The 20496-nt window shown below is 53.1% G+C and carries 21 protein-coding genes; 14 read left to right on the top strand and 7 right to left on the bottom strand.

Annotation, left to right across the window (positions count from 1 at the left end):
• Nucleotides 1-197 precede the first annotated feature (197 nt).
• Nucleotides 198-2588, top strand: a complete 2391-nt coding sequence (locus L855_RS16650; protein WP_159789900.1) for a putative PEP-binding protein — start codon at nt 198-200, stop codon at nt 2586-2588.
• A 5-nt stretch (nt 2589-2593) separates the two neighbouring features.
• Here the strand turns inward: L855_RS16650 and L855_RS16645 are convergent, their stop codons facing one another.
• The 3 genes from L855_RS16645 to L855_RS16635 form a co-directional block, all read right to left on the bottom strand.
• Nucleotides 2594-4198 (bottom strand): tetratricopeptide repeat protein, encoded by a 1605-nt coding sequence (locus L855_RS16645; protein WP_159789898.1) that lies wholly within the window; start codon nt 4196-4198, stop codon nt 2594-2596.
• 113 nt (nt 4199-4311) lie between these two features.
• Nucleotides 4312-6645: a DNA helicase PcrA gene (gene pcrA, locus L855_RS16640; protein ID WP_159789896.1), complete on the bottom strand. Its 2334-nt coding sequence runs from the start codon at nt 6643-6645 to the stop codon at nt 4312-4314.
• Nucleotides 6646-6695: 50 nt separating this feature from the next.
• Nucleotides 6696-7463, bottom strand: coding sequence for a proteasome-type protease (locus tag L855_RS16635; RefSeq protein WP_159789894.1), 768 nt, complete (start codon nt 7461-7463; stop codon nt 6696-6698).
• A gap of 361 nt (nt 7464-7824) precedes the next feature.
• Between L855_RS16635 and L855_RS16630 the strand changes: the two genes are divergently transcribed.
• The 6 genes from L855_RS16630 (at nt 7825) to L855_RS16605 (ending at nt 10135) form a co-directional block, all read left to right on the top strand.
• Nucleotides 7825-8214: a rubredoxin gene (locus L855_RS16630; RefSeq protein ID WP_159789892.1), complete on the top strand. Its 390-nt coding sequence runs from the start codon at nt 7825-7827 to the stop codon at nt 8212-8214.
• A 44-nt stretch (nt 8215-8258) separates the two neighbouring features.
• The gene (locus tag L855_RS16625; RefSeq protein WP_159791154.1) at nt 8259-9263 is read left to right on the top strand and encodes a photosynthesis system II assembly factor Ycf48; all 1005 of its coding nucleotides are present in this window, start codon (nt 8259-8261) and stop codon (nt 9261-9263) included.
• A 114-nt stretch (nt 9264-9377) separates the two neighbouring features.
• Nucleotides 9378-9623, top strand: coding sequence for a cytochrome b559 subunit alpha (gene psbE / locus L855_RS16620; protein WP_159789890.1), 246 nt, complete (start codon nt 9378-9380; stop codon nt 9621-9623).
• 37 nt (nt 9624-9660) lie between these two features.
• The gene (gene psbF, locus L855_RS16615) at nt 9661-9795 is read left to right on the top strand and encodes a cytochrome b559 subunit beta (protein WP_159789888.1); all 135 of its coding nucleotides are present in this window, start codon (nt 9661-9663) and stop codon (nt 9793-9795) included.
• Between the two features lie 9 nt (nt 9796-9804).
• The gene (psbL, locus tag L855_RS16610; RefSeq protein WP_074162832.1) at nt 9805-9927 is read left to right on the top strand and encodes a photosystem II reaction center protein PsbL; all 123 of its coding nucleotides are present in this window, start codon (nt 9805-9807) and stop codon (nt 9925-9927) included.
• 88 nt (nt 9928-10015) lie between these two features.
• Entirely contained in the window at nt 10016-10135 is a 120-nt protein-coding gene (locus L855_RS16605) for a photosystem II reaction center protein J (protein WP_159789886.1), read from the top strand.
• A 99-nt stretch (nt 10136-10234) separates the two neighbouring features.
• Here L855_RS16605 and L855_RS16600 read toward each other — a convergent pair whose 3' ends face one another.
• Complete coding sequence (locus L855_RS16600; protein ID WP_159789884.1) at nt 10235-12070, bottom strand: hypothetical protein; 1836 nt, start codon at nt 12068-12070, stop codon at nt 10235-10237.
• Between the two features lie 58 nt (nt 12071-12128).
• Nucleotides 12129-12473: a DUF2499 domain-containing protein gene (locus tag L855_RS16595; RefSeq protein ID WP_159789882.1), complete on the bottom strand. Its 345-nt coding sequence runs from the start codon at nt 12471-12473 to the stop codon at nt 12129-12131.
• A 225-nt stretch (nt 12474-12698) separates the two neighbouring features.
• Between L855_RS16595 and csaB the strand changes: the two genes are divergently transcribed.
• The 4 genes from csaB to L855_RS22540 are packed head-to-tail and all read left to right on the top strand — an operon-like array spanning nt 12699 to nt 15345.
• A complete protein-coding gene (gene csaB, locus L855_RS16590; RefSeq protein ID WP_159791153.1) occupies nt 12699-13745 on the top strand; it encodes a polysaccharide pyruvyl transferase CsaB in 1047 nt (348 codons plus the stop codon).
• Between the two features lie 35 nt (nt 13746-13780).
• Complete coding sequence (locus tag L855_RS22550) at nt 13781-14221, top strand: P-loop NTPase family protein (protein ID WP_343039315.1); 441 nt, start codon at nt 13781-13783, stop codon at nt 14219-14221.
• Nucleotides 14157-14360: a hypothetical protein gene (locus tag L855_RS22545; RefSeq protein WP_343039314.1), complete on the top strand. Its 204-nt coding sequence runs from the start codon at nt 14157-14159 to the stop codon at nt 14358-14360. Before L855_RS22550 ends, L855_RS22545 begins: the two co-directional genes overlap by 65 nt.
• The gene (locus L855_RS22540; protein WP_343039313.1) at nt 14344-15345 is read left to right on the top strand and encodes a hypothetical protein; all 1002 of its coding nucleotides are present in this window, start codon (nt 14344-14346) and stop codon (nt 15343-15345) included. The genes L855_RS22545 and L855_RS22540 overlap by 17 nt, the downstream gene beginning before the upstream one ends.
• On the opposite strand, the gene L855_RS16580 is transcribed toward L855_RS22540, so the two are convergent.
• The gene (locus L855_RS16580; protein WP_246198923.1) at nt 15333-16961 is read right to left on the bottom strand and encodes a ShlB/FhaC/HecB family hemolysin secretion/activation protein; all 1629 of its coding nucleotides are present in this window, start codon (nt 16959-16961) and stop codon (nt 15333-15335) included. The genes L855_RS22540 and L855_RS16580 overlap by 13 nt on opposite strands.
• 133 nt (nt 16962-17094) lie before the next feature.
• On the opposite strand from L855_RS16580, the gene L855_RS16575 reads away from it, so the two are divergent.
• Nucleotides 17095-17658: a TRAP transporter small permease subunit gene (locus tag L855_RS16575; RefSeq protein WP_343039312.1), complete on the top strand. Its 564-nt coding sequence runs from the start codon at nt 17095-17097 to the stop codon at nt 17656-17658.
• Nucleotides 17651-18985, top strand: a complete 1335-nt coding sequence (locus L855_RS16570; protein ID WP_159789876.1) for a TRAP transporter large permease — start codon at nt 17651-17653, stop codon at nt 18983-18985. The genes L855_RS16575 and L855_RS16570 overlap by 8 nt, the downstream gene beginning before the upstream one ends.
• 1 nt (nt 18986) lies before the next feature.
• Here the strand turns inward: L855_RS16570 and L855_RS16565 are convergent, their stop codons facing one another.
• Nucleotides 18987-19550, bottom strand: a complete 564-nt coding sequence (locus L855_RS16565) for a hypothetical protein (RefSeq protein ID WP_159789874.1) — start codon at nt 19548-19550, stop codon at nt 18987-18989.
• An 86-nt stretch (nt 19551-19636) separates the two neighbouring features.
• On the opposite strand from L855_RS16565, the gene L855_RS16560 reads away from it, so the two are divergent.
• Nucleotides 19637-20263, top strand: a complete 627-nt coding sequence (locus L855_RS16560; protein WP_159789872.1) for a TenA family protein — start codon at nt 19637-19639, stop codon at nt 20261-20263.
• Nucleotides 20264-20496: the final 233 nt, after the last annotated feature.

The following is a 20496-nucleotide window of genomic DNA, read 5'->3' as shown; positions in this document are numbered from 1 at the left end:
GGCTCCTAGTTTAAACTTACGCAATTGTACTGAGGTGTTCCTTGGTTTCACTATAAACACTGTCCCTAAAACTGGGTTATTTTTACGGACATCTTTACCAATACTTTAAAAAGAAACCTAAAAATCTCGGTTTTACATAGGAAATGTGAAGCTGAGCTAGCCAAATGTACCTCTGTGAAGCATCCGTAATATTACGGGTGATCGTTTTTCCTCCAATTCGACCCGAAGATGAACAGAGCGTTACAATCAACAGGACGGCGATCGCAAACCCCCAGAACTTCGTGGCTGACGTTTTCCAACTCACCGCCTCCGAGCGTGTTCCCCGACAGTGGTTAGGGGATCGTGCCTATCACCTCAGTCAGCTAGCCACTCGTCAGGAGCCGATTTTGCCCGGAGTGGTGGTCTCAGGCAGATTGCTGCGGGACATTTGGCAAAAAACGCCTTGGCGCGAGCCGTTGGTTGCTGAACTCTCCCACAGCACCCTACATCTACAGACCAATGATGCCCGTCAACTTCAGTCCCTGGCCCAACAGATTAGTCAGGCCCTGTTAGAGGTGGAACTGGCGGAGGTCCATCTAGAGGCTCTAGTTCAGGAAACGCAGCATCTCAACGCCAACTCCTTTATCTTTCATCCCTCCTTATACATTGATAGGGCCCAGGCAGCCGACTCCTCACAGGACCCCTCGGCGGAGCTAGTTGCCCTGCTTAATAGCCATGTCAGTCGTGGCGATCGCACCAGCCTCAGCCAAACCCTCAAACAATCCTGGGCTGAACTCTTCCGGGCCCGTAGTCTTCTCTATTGGCAACGAGCCGGGATTCCCCTAGAACAGATTAATTTAGCCATCCTCATCCAACCCCTTCAGCCGACTCTAGCCTCGGGACTCCTGAACCTGCGATCGCCTTGGATAGACATCACCGCCACACGGGGTCTCCCCCAAACTCTCAGCAACGGCTATACCCATCCCGAACGCTATCGCCTAGAGGCCGATAGGGGTGTCATTCATCAACAGGAGTTGGGCAATCCCTTCTGTTATTACCACCTCGACTCAACGTCAGGGGCGATTGAATGGGTGGCCATCAACCCCGAGGAACTCGAAATTCCTGTCCTCAACTCCCAACACCTGCTAACGCTACATCAGCAGAGTCAACGCTTACAACCCTATGCGGGGGACGAGGCAGATCTCGAATGGGTCTTAACCCACCCCAACCCTGATGTTGCCCCCACCTGGTACATCAGCCAATATTATCCCCAAGGCAGCCCCAATTTGAGGTGGCCCAACCCCGCCAATGTCCAAGAACAGAAGACCAGTTCGCCCTTTCAGCGGCAAGGGATTGCGGCTTCGAGTGGTCAAGCTCATGGTGTGGTGTCCTTATTAGACGATGTAGCTAAGCTGCCGCTGGCCCAAACCGAGACCCCAAATCAAATCTTAGTGGTTCCTTACTTTGAGCCACAAGATGCTCCCCCATGTGCTCATATTGTGGGCTTAATTACTGAGGGAGGAAGCCGCACCAGTCATGGGGCGATTTGGGCGCGGGAGTTGGGCATTCCTGCCGTCATGGGAGTGGCGGGGATTACCGCTCAAGTGACCTCTGGGCAACGGATTTATCTCGATGGCGATCGCGGCCAGGTTCATCTTGACCCCCCGCAGACAACTCCCCTCAGCGACTCCTCCTCTCCTCTATCCTCCCCCCCAACTGTGATGTCCCAGACCCCTATCATCCATGGAACCCAACTCTTCCTCTCGGTTAGTCAACCCCATCTAGCTCCCTACTTGGCTCAACTCCCCGTGGATGGTGTGGGCTTAATCCGTTCAGAATTGTTGGCTCAGAGTCTCGCCCTAACTCAAGCCTCCCCCAGGGAGCGTCTGCAACAACTCAGCGAAGGTCTAATAACCATGGCTAAGGCCTTTGCCCCTCGTCCCTTGTATTATCGCAGTTGGGATGGGGGACGACCTGGTGATGCCCTCGGCTTACGGGGAACCCTAGCCTACCGCCAGGATGCCACTCGCTTTGAGGAAGAACTCACGGCCCTGGCCCAGGTGCGGGAAGCGGGATATGACAATGTTCATTTAATTTTGCCTTTTGTCCGTTCCGTGGGGGAATTTAAGGAGGCGAACCAACGCATTCAGCAGCAGGGGTTAGATCCCTCCCATGGATTTCAATGTTGGCTGATGGCGGAAGTTCCCTCGGTGGCGGTGTTGCTGGAGGACTATGTGCAAGCGGGGGTGCAGGGAATTGCCATTGGGAGTCATGATCTCAGTCAACTGATTCTCGGGATCGATCGCGATGATCCTCAGGTGGCCGATCAGTTTGACCTCACTCATCCGGCAGTGTTGGAGGCGATCGCCCGTTTGGCTCGTTCTGCCCGGCAACTTAAGATTCCCTGTACCCTCTGTGCCGATTCCCTCCCCCCGGAGTCCCGCGATCGCACCCTGGAGGCGTTTGTCCGTTGCGGGGTGACGGGGTTATCTGTGAGCCAGGAACATCTGGAGAGTCAAGCTTGGGCGATCGCCCGGGCGGAATGGCGATTGCTTTTGGATGGTTTTTGGGGGGGAAGGGAACAGGGGGGAGAAGGCAGTAGGCAGTAGGCTGGTTAGATGGCCCGTTTGTTGGCTTCGATCGCTTCGGCGTAGCGGCCGAGTTTTTGTAGGACGATGCCTTTGTTCATCCAGGCTTGTCGGTCATCGGGTTGGCGTTCGAGGACAGCATCCCAGGTGCTGTTGGCGTCTTCCCAGCGATGAAGCTGTTGTAGGGCCTGGGCCCGTAGGCGATAGCCTTGGAGGTCTTCGGCGTCAATCTCTAGGAGGCGATCGCAGGCCGTCAGCACATCCTCAAATTGTTCGAGGGCCTGATAATTTAAACTCCGTTCTCGCCAAAGTCGGGCATCTTCGGGATTTAGGGCGATGGCCCGCTCAAGAAAGCGTAGGGCTGGATGATACTTTTGAGCTTGGGCCTGTTCTTGGGCCTGTCGGTAAAGCTGCTCGACTTCTTCAGCATCACTGGCATTGTCGCGGGGACGATTGGCATCAGGCTCAACCACTGAGGCTTTGAGATCCCCCGAGGCCGTTGTTTGCTGTTTGCCTTGATCTAAGCCAAGAGCGCGATTATTGGCTTCAATCGCCTCCTCATAACGACCTAACTTCTGTAGGGCGACTCCTTTATTAATCCACGCATCTCGGAAATAAGGGTTGAGTTCTAAGGCTCTATCCCAACTGTCGATCGCCTCTTGCCAGCGTTCTAAACTCCCTAAGGCCACACCACGACGGAACCAAATATCCGAGTCATGGCGATCGAGTTCTAGGGCTTTGTCCCAGGTAGCCAGAGCTTCATCCCAACGCTGAAGTTGTAACCCTAGGGCGACCCCTCGGTGAATCCAGGTTTGGATATCGTCGGGGTTGATGGCCAGGGCCTTATCCCAACTTTCTAGGGCCGCTTGGGGGCGTTTCATCTCATGCTGCAGATCCCCCAGATGACTCCAGGCTTCGGCGGAGTTGGGATCGAGTTGCACAGCTTGCTCGTAGGTGGCTAGGGCTTCCCGAAACCGCTTCAGTTCCGCCAGGGCATCGCCGCGATAAATCATTGCCCGCAGGTTCTGGGGATCTAAGTCCAGGACGCGCTCAAACCCCAGTAGGGCGGCTTCGTTGTTTTCTTGATTGAGTTGTTCGAGCGATCGCTCCATCCACCGTTGGGCCTGTGACTCCCGGTCGGCCGTGGCGGAATCGGGGGCTAGCTCGCCTTGAGAGTCTGAAACCGGAGGTTCTGAAACTGGTTCTGGGCCAGTGGTGGGGGGTGGCGCGGGGGTTGGGGCACTGGTGGAGACTCCAGCTTGATCACAGAGTTTTCGCCCAATCTCCCCAGCTAAGGTGGCCAGATGCCGTGAACTCACTTGACTGAGGGCAACCAATTGCTGCCCAAGTTCCCCTTGGGGGCGACCGTCGAGCTGTCGGGCCTCGTCGAAGTGGTGCAACCAGGCGATCCAATGTTCATCTGAGGCGCGATCGCCCAACATCTGGAAAAATCGCTCCACTTTAACCCCCGTCCAGCCCTGACTCACGCCATCGAGGAGTTGCAGAAAATAGTATTCAAATTCGCTGTCACTCAAGGGAGACTGGGGAGGTGTGGCAGGTTCTTGGGGGGCTTTTGTGCCAAACAAGCCTCGAAAAAAGTTGATAATCCCCTGTACAATCCGCCTCAGCATGGGTTTTCTATCTCGTGTGATCTAACTTTCATTGATTTTAGGGGGGATTTGGACGCTGCGATCGCCCGATTTACCATAAATGCCGGTTGTCATGCCGGTTGTTCTAACTGGCATTATCGGAGTCGTTGCATGGGTTCATGTTTGGGATCGATGATTTTCTGGCCAGCCCGGGCAAACTTCACCGCCAGGGACAGTTTAGGGGCTTTGCCGAAAATCATGGAGACTTCGCCCATGCCAAAATGGTCATGGACAATGCGATCGCCCACTTTCCAATCCTGGGTCAGTTGAGCCGCATTGGACACCCCAGATCCCTTCTTCCGGGAGGAGGCGGCCCCTCGTCTCGGGGCCGTATTTCCTTTAATAAACTCTCGCGGCAGTTCTGCTAAAAACTGAGATGGGGCGGCGGTTTGAATTTGTCCCCAAAGCCGACGACTGAGGGCATGGGTGAGAAAGAGTTGCTCTTGGGCCCGGGTAATCCCCACATAGCACAGTCGCCGTTCTTCTTCGAGGGCCCGAGGATCTTGTTGACTGCGGTAATTGGGGAAGAGGCCATCCTCCATCCCCACCACAAAGACCACGGGAAATTCTAAGCCCTTGGCCGAATGCAAGGTCATCAGAGACACCGCCGTCTCCCCATCGTCGAGGTTATCTAAATCGGAGGCCAGGGAGGCACTTGCGAGAAAACCACTGAGGGAGGTGTCCTCGCTCTCTTCGCCATATTGCACCAGGGCGTTATACAGTTCTTCTATATTCTGACGGCGGTTGTCGGCTTCGTCGGTTCCTTCTTGTTTGAGGGCTTCGATATAGCCCGCTCCCTCAATCACCGCTTCAAAAATTTCGGTGGCTTCGGCAGAGTCGACCTGGGCCTGCTGCTCTTGGATAAGCTGTACAAATTCTGAGATGCGCTTGGCCCGAGAACCGGCGACGGTTTTAATGGAGGTTTCATCGCTGATAATGTCCCAGAAGGGAACATTCAGTTGTTGGGCCACACTGTCGATTTTGGCGAGGGTGGTTTTGCCAATGCCTCGTTTGGGCACGTTAATGACTCGTTTGAGACTGACACTATCGGCAGGGTTGACAATAACGCGCAAGTATGCTAGTACATCTTTTATTTCCCGGCGGTCATAAAAGCGCAGGCCACCAATCACTCGATAGGGAATGTTGCGCTGGACTAGCAAGTCCTCAAAACTGCGGGATTGGGCGTTGGTACGGTAGAGAATGGCGAAATCTCCCCAGTTGAGTTCTGGATTTTCTCGGACTAGGGCAGCCATTTGCGAGGCCACAAAGTCGGCTTCTTCGCGATCGTCATCGGCGCGGTAGATACAAATCGGCTCTCCCTGGCCTCGGGTGGGCCGTAGAACCTTGTCAATCCGTTCGCTGTTGAGTTCGATGAGGCTGTTGGCCACTTCCAGGATGGTCTGAGTGGAGCGATAGTTTTCCTCCAGTTTGACCATGGTTTGGGTCAAATCGTCGTCTAAGCCATCGCCGAAATCGTCCTGAAAATCCAGGAGGATGGTGAAGTCGGCCATGCGAAAGCTGTAGATGGACTGATCCACATCGCCGACGACGAACACGGAACGTTTTTGCCAATCCTGAAACTCGCGGGGAGTTTGACCATTGGTGGCCAGCAGACGAATTAGGTTGTACTGGGTGCGGTTGGTATCTTGATATTCGTCCACCAGGATATGGCGAAATTTGTCATGCCAGTATTGCAGCACGTCCGGGTTCTGTTGGAACAGTTCCACGGGAACGCGGATGAGATCATCGAAATCGAGGGCGTTGTTGGCGGCGAGTTGGTCTTGGTAGGCGCGGTAGACTTCGGCGATGGTGCGTCCCCGATACCCTGGCTCGTTCCGTTCGAGTTGAGCGGGGGACCAGCCTTTGTTTTTGGCGTTGCTGATGCCGTAGCGGACGGTTTTGGGGTTGAATTTGCGATCGTCGAGGTTGAGTTGGTTCACGACAATCTCTTTAACGAGGGCGTGAACATCGGATTCGTCAAAAATGGTAAAGGAACGAGTCCACTCTCGCCCGTTCTCGTCGCGATATTTATTAATGTCGAAGCGGAGGATTTTGCCGCACAGACTATGGAAGGTGCCAATCCACAGGGGTTTGATATAGGTCCGCCAAACTCGCGATCGCAGTTGGGTTTGTTCGGCTGCGTCTAAGACTTCTAAGGCCTTCCCATGGTTTTTGGCGGCGAGGGTTTGGGCGAAGAGGGTTTCTACCCGCGCCTTCATTTCCTTGGCGGCTTTGTTGGTGAAGGTGACAGCTAAAATTTGCTCGGGGTCTACCCGATGTTTGAGAATTAAGTTGGCCACTCGATAGGTGAGGGCCCGAGTTTTGCCAGATCCGGCTCCTGCAACCACGAGGAGGGGGCCCTGATGATGTTCAACGGCGGTGCGTTGGGAGGGGTTGAGTTGGCGCAGAAAGTCAGAAGTCGCAGTCATAGTTGGAAAGTGGGAGAGGTCGCAGGAGGCGGTAGAACAGTGGTGAGGGGTTAGTCGATTAAGACTTCCTGTTTGTTGGCGCCTACGTCATCTTGCCATTCTATCTCGGGCATTTCCTCAAAGGTTTTCCGCACGGATTCTTCCCAATAGCGGCGAATGGTGGCGAGATAGGGGCTACCAAGTCGTAATCGCAGTCGGTGGTGAATGTCAAAGCTGTCTCGCTCGTACATGAGAACATTGAGGGGTGGCCCTACGGAAATGTTGGATTTCATGGTGGAGTCGATGGAGAGAACGGCGGCTTTGACGGCCAGATGCAGCGGGGTGTCGTAATGCAGGACGCGATCGAGGATGGGTTTGCCGTATTTGGTTTCACCAATTTGCAGGAAGGGGGTTTCCGGGGTGGCTTGGATGAAGTTCCCTTGGGAATAGATGCGGAACAGTTGGGAGTCTTCTCCCTGGATTTGGCCGCCGACGAGGATATTACATTGAAAGTCGATTTTATCCCGTTCGAGCCAGGGGCGATCAATCTCTTGGATGTTCCGCAGGGTGCTGCCGATATAGCGGGCTACATCGTAGAAGCTGGGGAGGGTGTGGAGGTTACAGTCTTTGTTCTGTTTGATATCTTGCCGCAGATGGTTCATCACCGCCTGGGTGATGGAAAGATTGCCACTGGTACAGAGGACAATGGTGCGATCGCCCGGAACGCAGAAGTCAAAGAGTTTCTGATAGGTAGAAATATAATCAACTCCGGCATTGGTGCGGGAGTCGGCCCCAAAAATCAGTCCATGATGATTGATAATTCCTAGGCAGTAGGTCATAGATGAGTTGATGTGGGTGAAAGACTTGAACGTCTGTGGCGATAGCGAGATGGCTTGCCGCTCCATTTTACCGTCAACGGTCTCGCCAGGGCGGTCTCTTGGAGGATTAGCATCCCCTGACAACCTGAGGAGAGCGGCAATTCTGAGAATTTCGTGACTCCTGTCTGTGGCCATGACCTAAGGTGATGCTAGGGACAACAGAGGCTAGATTCCCTACCAGACAAGGAATTGGCGCGACTGATGTCAAAATACATCCCTGGGGGATTCGGTGATGGACTTAATCTATGTCATAATAATTAACAGATTTTTAAGACTTGGCTGATTCACGTTAGCTGACAGACCCCCTTGCAATTGCGACGTCATGGATACTCAAGACTCCAACGAGCTGCAACCTGAACAGGAGGCGCAAACGGAACAAACGGAGCAACAAGCGTCTCCCCCAGAACGCGATCGCTACGAATGTCTCGCCTGCGGCTATGTGTATGAGCCGGCTCTCGGCGACAACAACGGTAACATTGCCGCCGGAACACCGTTTATGGAGATTCCGGAAACCTGGCGTTGTCCCGTCTGCGGTGCGCGTAAACAGTCCTTTGCCAATGTTGGCCCCAAAGGGACCGCCTCTGGCTTTAAGGAAAATTTTTCCTATGGTTTCGGGGTCAACACCCTGACGCCAACGCAAAAAACCCTATTGATTTTTGGCGGTTTAGGTCTAGGGGTTCTGTTTATGTTGAGTCTCTATGGCTTAGGTTAAATTTCCCATGAGTCCTTGTGATTATTGAAAGAACTGTGACGACAATGAATGCGATGCTGCACCGTTTGAAATCAATCGCGATGACGATCGCGGTGGTGTTTTTGCTGGCCGGCTGTCAGTATACCCCGAACTTAGAGGTGAATCCTTGGGTGGTGCAATCTCTGCCGACGGAATCAACGTTTGCGGATGTGGCGTTTACGGACGACTTGTCCCGAGGTTGGTTGGTGGGGAACAAAGGAACCCTGTTTGAAACCACCGATCAGGGTAAAACCTGGACGGCCCATTCCTTAAATTTAAACGGTGAGTCCGTTACCTTTGATTCCATCAGTTTTTACGGCAATGAAGGCTGGATTGTTGGGGAACCAGCAATTTTATTGCATACCCTCGATGGGGGGGATCACTGGGAGCGTGTGCCTCTGAGTGATAAGCTGCCTGGAAGTCCGCGGACGATTGTGGCGACAGCTCCCCATTCAGCGGAAATGACCACCAGTGTGGGGGCCATTTATCGCACCAGCAATGACGCTCAAAACTGGAAGGGACTGGTGGAAGAGGCCCTAGGCATCTTTCGTAATATTTCTCGCTCCCCCGATGGCAGTTATGTGGCCGTGTCTTCGCGCGGTAACTTCTATTCAGTCTGGGATAATGAGAGTCAAACCTGGCAACCCTTTAACCGTCACAGTGCCCGACGGTTGCAGAATATGGGCTTTACCCCCGATGGCAACCTTTGGGTTTTAGGTCGAGGGGGAATGCTTCAGTTCGGGGATGCTCAAGATCCCGAAGCCTGGGAAGACCCCCAATATCCTGAGTTTTCCACCAGTTGGGGACTGTTGGATTTGGCCTATCAAACCCCAGATGATATTTGGGCCGTCGGTGGAAGTGCCAACTTGCTCTATAGTAACGATGGGGGTGAAACCTGGCTCAAGGATCGTCAGGTCGAGAAGGTTCCCTCCAACTTCAACCGGGTGAAGTTTATTCAGCCGGATCTAGGATTTGTCCTCGGACAACGAGGAACCCTGCTGCGATATGACCCGAACCAAGAAATGACGTAACCGATTCGGGCGACCGTTCCTAAATGACTGGGTGCGGTTGCTTGTAGGTGTCTCGTTGTTTTTGTATCATGGATTGTAGATTTTAACACTGTCGAGAGGAGGATTTTAACAAACATGGCAGGTACAACTGGAGAACGCCCGTTTTCAGATATTATTACCAGCGTCCGCTACTGGTTAATTCATGCGGTGACCATTCCCATGCTTTTTATTGCGGGTTGGTTTTTTGTGAGTACCGGCTTGGCTTACGATGCGTTCGGCACGCCTCGTCCGGATGAGTACTACACGAAACAACGGCTGGAATTGCCGATCGTCTCCGATCGCTTTGAAAGCCGTCAACAAATCGAACAGTTTATCAAATAACTGCATTCTTGCTTTTTTTAACGAGAGGTTTTTAACCATGACAAATCGTTCCCCCTCTGAACCCGTTACCTATCCCATTTTTACGATTCGCTGGGTTGCTGTTCATACCTTGGCAGTGCCTTCAGTCTTCTTTCTCGGCGCGATCGCCGCGATGCAGTTCATCCAACGTTAGGATTTAACAATGCCAACTCGTCAAAAGAACCCGAACCGCCAGCCAGTTGAACTCAACCGTACTTCGCTGTACTTGGGTTTACTTCTGATTTTTGTGCTGGGTGTGCTGTTTTCGAGTTACTTCTTTAACTAGACCCGACTCTGCGATCTAGTTCATTCACGTAGGGGCGTTCCCCCAGTGAGCGCCCAGGTTACACGACGTTAAACCAGGAGAATTGATTATGTCTGGAGATGCAAGAATCCCCCTCTGGGTTGTGGCCACAGTGGCTGGAACCGGTGTGTTAGCTGTTGTTGGACTCTTTTTTTACGGAGCCTATGTCGGCGTTGGTTCTGCCATGTAGAGTCCGGCGGGATTGACTCAGGTTTGATTCAAATCGAGTCCCCGTTTAGGCTTGACAAAAAGACCCTCCTATGATAGCGGGGGTCTTTTTTTTGCTGTGTCAATTATCCGGTTTAGCCGTGAGGGGAAGACTCGGCAAGCCCGGAGGGGCCACGCGACGGGCGATCGCCACTTTGTAACTTTCCCGTTCGCTATCCATATCCACAGCGATGGCCTCGAATTGTAAGTCAACACCGCCTTTGGGAATGGTTAAACGAATCATGGATTCGACGAGGCCATCTTCGACGGGGAAAAAGTCCGTCAGCCAACGGGGGCCATCGAGGAGCAGTTGATTCTGGCGATCGTGAATCCAGAGTTTCACATAAACCCGTTGGGGAGTCTGTTGCAGACGCACCCGAATTAGAGCCGGACGACCCACCGCTAGAGTATGGGTGGGGACAATCAACTCGGGGGTTGGGACCGGATTTTCAGGAGAGGGTGAGGCGGCCAGTTGAGGAACCGGTGGGGGCGGACGTCTCGGGTCGTCATCCACCACCACTTCTGAGGCTTCCTCTAGAGAGGACTCAAACTCATGTCCGAGACTAAAGGGGTTCGTCTCATTGGCCTGTTCTGCGCGAGCGGTGAGCCATTCTGAGAGATCCTCATTCTTGGCGATGTCATTGAGCCGAGAACTGAAGCGACTCGGTGCCAAGTCCGCCTCTAAACTCGGAGCGATCGCCTCCGAAGAGGGGCCAGAAGACCCCAGTTCTGCCGAAGGAGAGGGGTTAGCCGCCTCTAAGGGGTCAGGAGACGGTGACTCTAACGCTGCATCGAGTTCCACATCATCGCTGGGAGCCGGGTTCAGAGGTTTCTGACTGGGCAACTCTGGGACAATCGGCTGTTGCAACTCCCCAAAAGGATTCTCTATAGCCTCGGGGAGGGGTTTGCCAAAACTGGGAAGATCCAGGGGTTTTTGGCCCGATGAGGTCCCCAGATTCAGACGGGGTGGCAGTGCCTTCTCCAGGTTGGGAGGGTTGCTGTTGAGGGAACTCCCATCCCTGGAGGCTGGAGGGGGCAGGGGACGATGACGCGGCGGGGATTGAGGCTGCGATCGCTCAATTAAGGAGCGGTCAATCTGTCCATCGGCTAATTCATCTAATAGGGTCTCTAAACGAGCCGTCACCACAAACGACTGTTTGGCTAAGACCGTAGGAACCGCATTACAGAGGACCACCTCCCCTAGGATGAGGCGGCTGTGACAAGACTCAGGAATGGCAACGGGGTAGGAAAACTCAATGAACCCGGTTTGTGGCGGCAACAGGCGTTGTAGGGTGGTGACCACGTGCAAGCTTTGGGGTTCACGCAGGCGAATCCGTAGGTGTAAGCCGCTGAGGGGGGCAGACTCCTCCGAGAGCGAGTGGATGCGCCCCGATAACATTAAAGCTTCCCCCGTTTGCAGACGGTAATTGTCTTGGGCTAACTCTAACCGTAGATCTAAGGCTTGGGGTTCGAGGCTGGGGGAATCCGGGATGAGGGCCAACTCCTCCTGGCCGGCGGCCGCTGATTCTGGGATGTCGGCAACAGGAGGCTCGGGATGAATCTCGATATCCGGGCGCACATAGAGGCGAACGAGTCCCTGAGGAGGTGCATCGGGGCGATCGCGCCTTAGGGCCGCCAGGGAACAGGACAAAGACCAACTGCCAACCTTCAAATCCGTTGCCGGCAACACCAGCACCGTTCCCTCGTCATCCGTTTGACGGGTACTACGATAAAACTGTCCAGCTTCCTCCGACTCAGGGGGTGGCTCGTAGCGAACACAGACCTCCGTGAGGGTTTCCCGAGCGTGCGATCGCGCCACCACCCGGTAGCGTCCTGGACTGAGGCGCGTGTGTCCCTCAGCTAACGGGAGCCAAACCCGATCGCCCTCTCGTTGAATTAAAAAGTCCCACTGTTCCATAATCTACCTCCCGCTCACAGCTTCCCTCAAATGTTAACCCCTAAATCCTGACAGCATTCTAGGATTGATCCGCCGCATTCGGAGTCGATCGCGCAGATGGCTTCATCCCCTGACGCGATCGCCGCCAAATCCAAGCGGCAGCTACACAAACGGTGCAGTTGCCCACCACAGTCATTGAGGCTTGAAGGGTCACTAGCCATTCTAACCGTTGGGCATTATCAAAAAAGTGCCAAGTACAGGCACACATTGCCCCAATTAAGGCCGGAAGCATCGCCCAGGCTAATCCTTTCCAGGCAGGATTGTTCAACCGTTCCCCATAGCGCCAAACCAGCCAAATGGCCGCAATCCATTCGATGACACTCGAAACATGAACCATCCAGGTGGGAATTGAAAGGGCGTGCATAGGGCAAGTTCAAGGAAAACTTAAATTTTGCCTAGTTTAAGGCAAGACTTTAACGCAGTCCAAGGCGATGTCACAAGTCTTTTCACGATCGATGGGGCCATCTCTCTTCTGAGTGAGCCTCCTCGACTGACGTTCCCCCGCCTGTTTGTGAGTTTGTTGTAGGCTAGGTAAGGCAAGGCGTTGACCCCAAACTGGGGAACTCAACCCGTCTCTACAATGCAAGACATGGGAACTGAACGAGCCGTCCTCTGTGGCTACTATGGTATGGGAAATATGGGAGATGAAGCTCTCCTGGCCTCCCTGTTGGAGATGTTACCGGCTCGGATCACGCCGGTGGTGTTGTCGGGAAATCCTGAGTTTACCCGCGATCGCTATGGGGTCGAGGCCATTCCTCGCAAGGCGGCCTTTGAGATTTTACCCAGCCTACGCTCGGCCGGGAGTTTTATTTGGGGGGGCGGCAGTTTGATGCAAGACAGCAGTAGCGCCCTAAACCCCTTTTATTATGGAGGCTTGATGGGGTTGGCTCAACGGTTAGGCCTACGCACCATCGCCCTGGCCCAAGGTCTCGGCCCCCTGCGACGACCCTGGACTCAAGCTCTCACCCGTCGCTGTCTCCTCGGCTGTGATGCCGTGACCGTACGCGATCGCACCTCCGCCGCTCAACTCCATGATTGGGGGATTCCCTTCACCCTCGCCCCCGATCCCGTCTGGGCCTTAGAGTCGCGATCGCCCCAGGGACTCTGGGACTTACCTGCGCCCCGTGTGGCGGTGGTGTTGCGGCCTCATCCTCTGTTAACCCCTGCCCGCTTAGAGCGTCTGATTCAGGCGATCGCCGCCCTACAAACCGCCACCGACGCGGCGATTTTCTTAGTTCCCTTCCAACCCAGTCAGGACCTACCCCTCGCTCGCACCATTTACAGCCAACTTTCGGGCAAACGCTATCTTTGGCAATCGGACGATCCCCGTGCCTTAAAGGGTCTATTTCGCGGCGTTGAGATGGCCATTTGTATGCGACTTCATGGCTTAATTGCCGCCGCCGCAGAAGGATGCCGCTGTTGGGGACTCAGTTACGATCCCAAGGTGAGTCAATTGTTGGCAGAATTCGATCTCCCCGGTTGGGAACTTGCGGATCTGCCTCAGGAGTCTACCACTATTAGTCAGGCTTGGCTGGAACAGTATGCGAATGGAGATCCCCTCTCTGAGACCCGCATTCAAGCCACCATTGACCGGGCCCGGTTGCATCAGGAAGCGTTGGTTCAGGCACTACTGTAGCCGTTGATTTTTTATGGTTTTGGAGATGGTTCCTTATGCTGGATATTCGGCAATTATATCGGGCGACGAATCCCAGTCGAACCTTGAATGTGGCTGATGCGAATGACCGAGAGCTTTATATTGATTTCTCAGCGGTTCGTTGCGGCTCAACCATTGAGGAAATGCGAGATAAAATCAGCTTTTTTTCTCCCGATGAACCCACCGTGCAACTGTTTACGGGCCATCTCGGCTGTGGCAAATCCACCGAGCTATTAAGATTAGCCAATGAACTGCAAAAACAAGACTTTCATGTGATTTATTTTGAATCCTCCCAAGACTTAGAAATGGGGGATTTAGATGTGAGCGATATTTTGTTGGCGATCGCCCGTCGCATTAGCGAAAGTCTCAGCGAACTCAACCAGCTTGAACTCGATGCCCCTCGGGGCTTACAGCGCCTACTGCAAGGGGCGGCTTCTCAGCGAACTCAACCAGCTTGAACTCGATGCCCCTCGGGGCTTACAGCGCCTACTGCAAGGGGCGGCACGTATTTTGCAGACGGAAATTGATCTCGCGGCGGAAATTGAGGTGCCGGGATTGGGAAATCTGCAAGCCTCGTATTTTGCAGACGGAAATTGATCTCGCGGCGGAAATTGAGGTGCCGGGATTGGGAAATCTGCAAGCCAACACGGAAGGAAAAGGCAGTTTTTCCGCTGAAGTGGGGATTCCAGGATTGGGACAAGTTCAAGCGGATTCTAAGGGCTTATCCCTCGTCGCCCTCGGCATCGGCAAAATCTCCGCCAAAGCCCGAAACAGTCCTGAATTGCGGGGCAAGCTGCGAGACTATCTCGAAGTGCGAACCACAAACATTATTGAAGCGATTAATACGGAACTGATTGAACCGGCGATCGCTCAACTGAAAGACTTAGGAAAACAGGGCTTAGTGGTCATCGTCGATAACTTAGATCGGGTGGAGAAAACCATCAAACCTTGGGGACGCACCCAGCCGGAATATCTCTTTGTCGATCGCGGTGAACAACTACGACAACTCCACTGTCATGTGATTTATACCATGCCCTTGGCGCTGCTCTATTCCAATGACCTCAATCCCCTAACCAGTCGCTTTGGGACCGATCCCAAAGTGTTACCCATGGTTCCCGTTCGCCATCGGGATGGAACTGATCGCCTTGATGGGATGGAAAAAATGCGGCAGATGATTTTAACCCGAGCCTTCCCTGGGTTACCGGCGGTGGAACGTCACGGGCGAGTCTTAGACCTGTTTACCTCCCGAGATCTATTGGATCAACTCTGTCGCATCAGTGGCGGCCATGTGCGGGAGATTTTGCGGCTTCTCAATACTTGGATTATGAAAGAGCGTCAGTTACCCCTGTCTCCTCAAGGGTTGGAGGTGGTGATTCGGGAACGGCGCGATCGCATGTTATACGCCATCACCGATGAGGAATGGTCCTTGTTGCGACAGGTCCATCAACGCAAGCAAGTAGCCGGCGATAACAGTTACGACCTGCTCATCAGCAGTATGTTTGTCTATGAATACCGGGATGAGAGCGGGTCCTGGTTTGACCTGAACCCCGTCCTCGATGCGATCGCCCGTCAAAATTCATAGCCAACCCGGAAATGAAAGCCATCATCTTGGATATTCCGACCGCGATCGTCTAAATCCACTAAAGGAAGACCATAGTCAACCCGTAGGGTAAACCCTGGACTCGGTTCCCAGATGGCCCCCAACCCTAAAGCGGCCAGAAACTGTTGTCTGGCCTGGGGGTTAGGATTATTGCTATGGTTCCAGACCACCCCCATATCAAAAAAGGGCAACACCTGGAGGGTGGATTGTCCCGCCGCATTGCGCATTAGGGTGATGCGATCCTCGATGGAGAAACGAACTCCATTATCCCCAGCTCGCACATTTTGACGATAGCCCCGTAGGGATTGACCGCCCCCCATGACAAACTGTTGGGAGGGAAGCAGGGGATCGGGGGAAAACTGGGCCGCCAGACGAGCCACCAGGAGATGATCCCGATGCAGTCGTTGCACCCGTTGGCCTTGGATGGCCCAACTAAAAAATTGCCCATCGGGGATATCCCTAGAGTTGTTGGTGGCGTCAAAGAGTCCCGTTCCTAACCGTAGCTGGGATTGTAAGACCCAGGCCCCATCCACCTGACGCCGAATATACTCTTGGCCGAAGGTGATGACGCGGGTGCGGCTACGTCCAGACTCGTCTGGGCCAATCCCGAAGGGTTCGGCGCGATCGAGAAAGAAGGTTTGGCTATCTTGCCAGGCGAACCCCAGGGAGAGGGCGAATTCTTCCCGAGGGGTTCGTTGTAGGGGATGACGATAACTCAGTTCGTAGAGACTGGATTCGCCTCGGATATCGAGTTGATCGAAGGGGGCCTGGGTGACTTCGTTGCGGGTGGGGGCGACCCGTAACCGCAAGCGGCCATCTCGGGAATTGACGGGAATCTCATAGCCGATATCAATGAAGTCTAAGCCGTTGCCATAGGTGAGGTTATAGTCCACGCTGAGGCGATCGCCCACTCCGGCTAGGTTGCGATGGCTAAAGCCTAAGTTGAGCCGTTCGCCACCAATGCTGGGGGGAGAATAGTTATCGCTGCTGATGCTCAGTTGAATGGGATTGGCTTCACGCAGTTGAACCCGCAGGCGACTTTCTCCCAAGGCGTCACCGGAACGCAGGTTGGCGGAGATTTGCTCAAACAGGGGATCGACTCGTAACAGTCGCAGTTCGTCTTCTAGGCGAGCGGTGTTGAGGGGAACTCCAGCGGCTCGTTGCAGGCGATTGCGGATGAAGGACTCTTGCAGACGCTCATTTCCCTCAATCTCAATCTCCGTTAAGCGTCCCTCGATCACCTCAATCACCACCACCCCATCGACGATATCCTGTTGTGGCAGAATGGCTCGGGAGGTGAGATAGTCTTGATTGAGATAAAGCTGTGTCAGTTCATCGGCGAGGGTTTGTAAGTCCTGTAAGCTCAACTCTTGGCCTTCATAGGGGGCGGCGATCGCCCGCAGTTCTTCGTCTGTAAAACGGCTGCTTCCCCGAATCTCGATGCGTTGGATGAGGACGCGGGAAGCGTTATCCTCTTGGCTAAGTTGAGGCGGTTCCTGACTATGGACTATCGGCCCACTCAGCACCACCCAGGTCGAGGCGATCGCCCCAAAAACCCCCGGACCCCACAACAAACCCGTCACAGCTTTTAAAGCCATGTTTGTCCCTCTCTCAAGATTGTTATACTCATTCATTCCCTCTCCATGGGTGGGGTAAAATACGAATCCCCTCAACCCTGCTGCAAGTTTAGGAGAAGAACAGTTGCAAACACTACTCCGTCTAGCGCGATCTGTGGATCGACTGAACACGATCATCGGTCGTTTGAGCGGTTGGCTCGTGTTCTTGATGGTTTTGGTGGGCGGATTTAACGTCATTGGCCGTTATCTGGGCAACGCCCTCGGACAAAACCTCAGTTCAAATGCCCTGATTGAAACTCAATGGTATTTGTTTAGTTTAGTCTTCTTGTTGGGCGCGGCCTATACCCTGAAAGAGAATGCTCATGTCCGCATGGATGTTCTCTATAGTGGTTGGCCGCCTCGTCGTAAGGCTCTCGCGGACTTCATCGGCACAGTTTTGTTTCTGCTCCCCTTTTCAGGATTTGCCCTCTGGTTCACCTGGACTCCGGTGCTAAATTCTTGGCGAATCCGCGAAAGCTCTCCCGATCCCGGCGGTTTACCTCGCTACCCCATTAAAAGCTTTATCCTCGTCATATTTATTCTACTCATTGCCCAGGGTCTATCTCAGGCGATCAAGAGTTGGGCCATCTATCGCGGGGCGATCGCTCCCCCGTCCCCGTCGGAGTTGAGTGCAACGGTAACGGTACAACCGGAACGGGAAGGACACGACGATGCTTGAATGGTTGGGACTTCTCATGTTTGCTGGGGTATTTGTTTTACTGCTCCTCGGCTATCCAGTGGCCTTTACTCTGGGAGGGGTGGCGGTTCTATTTAGTCTCCTCGGCTCAGTTTTGGGTGTCTTTAATCTGGCTCTTTGGGGAACCTTACCCTTGCAGGTGTTTAACACGATGTCGAATTACACCCTGCTGGCAATTCCCTATTTTATTTTTATGGGGGCCATGTTGGAAAAGTCCGGGATTGCCGAACGACTCTTGGAGACGATTGGTATTCTCTTTGGGCGAGTTCGTGGGGGACTGGCCCTAGCTGTGATTATTGTCGGGGCATTATTGGGGGCAACTACTGGCGTTGTTGCGGCAACGGTGGTGGCGATGGGGTTGATTTCTCTGCCGATTATGCTCCGCTATGGCTACAACAAGGAACTGGCAACGGGGGTCATTGTGGCTTCGGGAACGTTGGGGCAAATTATCCCCCCCAGTGTCGTTTTGGTGGTTTTAGCTGACCAATTGGGTATTTCGGTGGGAGATTTATTTGTAGGGGCATTTTTTCCGGGGATTTTGATGACCAGTGTTTTTGCAATTCATGTTTTTGTAATTACTCTAATTCGCCCGGAACTGGCGCCAGCGTTACCCGAAGAGGTGCGCAATTTGCGAGGACGACATCTCATTAGTCGTGTGTTTGGGGCAATGATTCCTCCATTGTTTCTGATTATTGTTGTCCTGGGGAGCATCTTTTTTGGCTTTGCAACCCCTACGGAAGCAGGGGCGTTAGGGGGAATTGGGGCAATTCTTTTAGCCTTGGTGAATCAACGCCTGACTTGGACGGGACTGCGCCAAGTTTGTGATGCGACGCTGCAAATCACCAGTATGGTGGTGTTGATTTTGATTGGCTCCACGGCGTTTAGTATGGTCTTTCGTGGACTCAATGGGGAAGTTGTGATGCGAACCTTTCTGGCAAATTTGCCGGGAGGGGAGTGGGGATTTTTAGCGATTAGTATGCTAATTGTTTTTCTGTTGGGCTTCTTTATTGATTTCTTCCAGATTGCCTTTATTATTGTGCCTTTGTTTGCCCCGGTAGCTCAGGGATTTGGCTTGGATATGGTTTGGTATGGGGTTATTTTGGGGGCAAATTTACAAACGTCATTTCTGACTCCTCCCTTTGGGTTTGCCCTATTTTATTTACGAGGGATTGCTCCAGAGTCGGTTACAACCGCAGAAATTTATCGAGGAGCCACTCAGTTTGTGTTGCTCCAAATTTTAGTGCTGATGACGATTATTCGCTTTCCCGCAATTGTGACGTGGCTGCCGTCATTGGCTCAGTCAAATTAGGTTAGCGGCGACGGGAATGGGCGACAACTTTATGACTGACGGACTCACTGATGGTTTCCGGGTGATTCAAAAGTTTAATCGTCCAGGGGGTTTGCTCAGTGAAGGGGGAGGGTTTGTCTTGCCAAATTTCTCCCTGTTCATAGGCTCGAATGAGCGATCGCCGGACTTCGAGAGGGGGAACGTCTGAGGGAATCGAATAGCGCGATCGCATCTGATCGGTATAGTACTCACTATGGCGACCGAGCCGAATGATAAAGTTAAAAACTTCGGGAATGGCCACTTCTCCAAACTCATCTAAGAACTGTTGATAGGCATCAATTGCGGCATTTGCATAGGCGTAGGCCAATCCATTATTGAGTGTTTGGCTACAGGAGACAAGACAGCGATCGCGGCGGTAGTCTAACGGGGGAAACTCCTCTCCCCAAAGTTGCACGGCCCAAGGAAATTCACGGGAAAGGCTGCGGCGATCGATAACACTGGCGAGGATGTTATTAACGGTTACGATGAAGCGGGCCTCTTCCGCTTCGGCCAGTCGGCGAACATCGAGGGCTTTACAAATAATCATGATGATTGAGATTAATAATGATTGGGAACGGGTCGGGTGTTAGGGTGAAACGGTAGAATGGGATTCTAAATTTATCCCCGAGTAAGATGACCCTATCTTCAACTTTATGGCAGGCAAATCAGGACTTAGCTCAGGCGTGCCTCCAGCATCCATTTGTTCAAGGAATTGCCCGGGGCGATTTACCCCGTCAGCGGTTTGGTTATTATGTGGGGCAGGATGCCTTTTTTTTACAGGCCTTTGCTCGAGCGTATAGTGTGGCGGCCGCAAAATGCACCGATTGGGCAACGTTTCAGGTGTTTCACCGATTAACCCAAGGGGTGATCGAGGAACTCCATCTGCATCACAGTTATAGCCAAGACTGGGACGTTGATCTCACCACCGTGGAAGCTGGCCCCTCAACACGGCGTTATACTGATTTTCTCTTAGCTACAGCCTGGCAGGCTGACATAGCAACCATTGCAGCGGCGATGTCCCCCTGTATGCGGCTCTATCTATTCCTGGGGCGAGAATTGGCAAAAGATGGCATCCCTGATCACCAATATGCCGATTGGATCTGTACCTATGGTAGCGACGAGTTTGAGCCATTGGCAAGACAGCTCGAAGAGGTGGTCGATGGCCAGGGATGCGATCGCCCCCAACTACGGCAAACCTACCGCTACGCCATGGAATGCGAACTCGCTTTCTTTGAAGCCGCTTGGGCCGCCTTCGCCTAAACTTGGCGCCTGACTAAAATTAACTGATGCGTAACATCAGAATTATTTTGAGCTTATACGTCTCTCTTGCCAAGCAAATACTACCGTGTTTTTACTGATACATCGCTTTAAAGCTGGATAGCCAACTAAAATTAAGATAGTTGTATTTACTGATAAAAGACACCTTACCTTAAATGGAGGAGCCTCTTTATGCGTGAAACAACATAGTTTTAGGTGTCCCAAATGTAAACTTA

Origin of the sequence: Sodalinema gerasimenkoae IPPAS B-353, assembly GCF_009846485.1 — a bacterium.
GTDB classification, from domain to species: domain Bacteria; phylum Cyanobacteriota; class Cyanobacteriia; order Cyanobacteriales; family Geitlerinemataceae; genus Sodalinema; species Sodalinema gerasimenkoae.
Note: the sequence above shows the minus strand (reverse complement) of the source record. Positions and strands in the feature narration are given on the sequence as shown.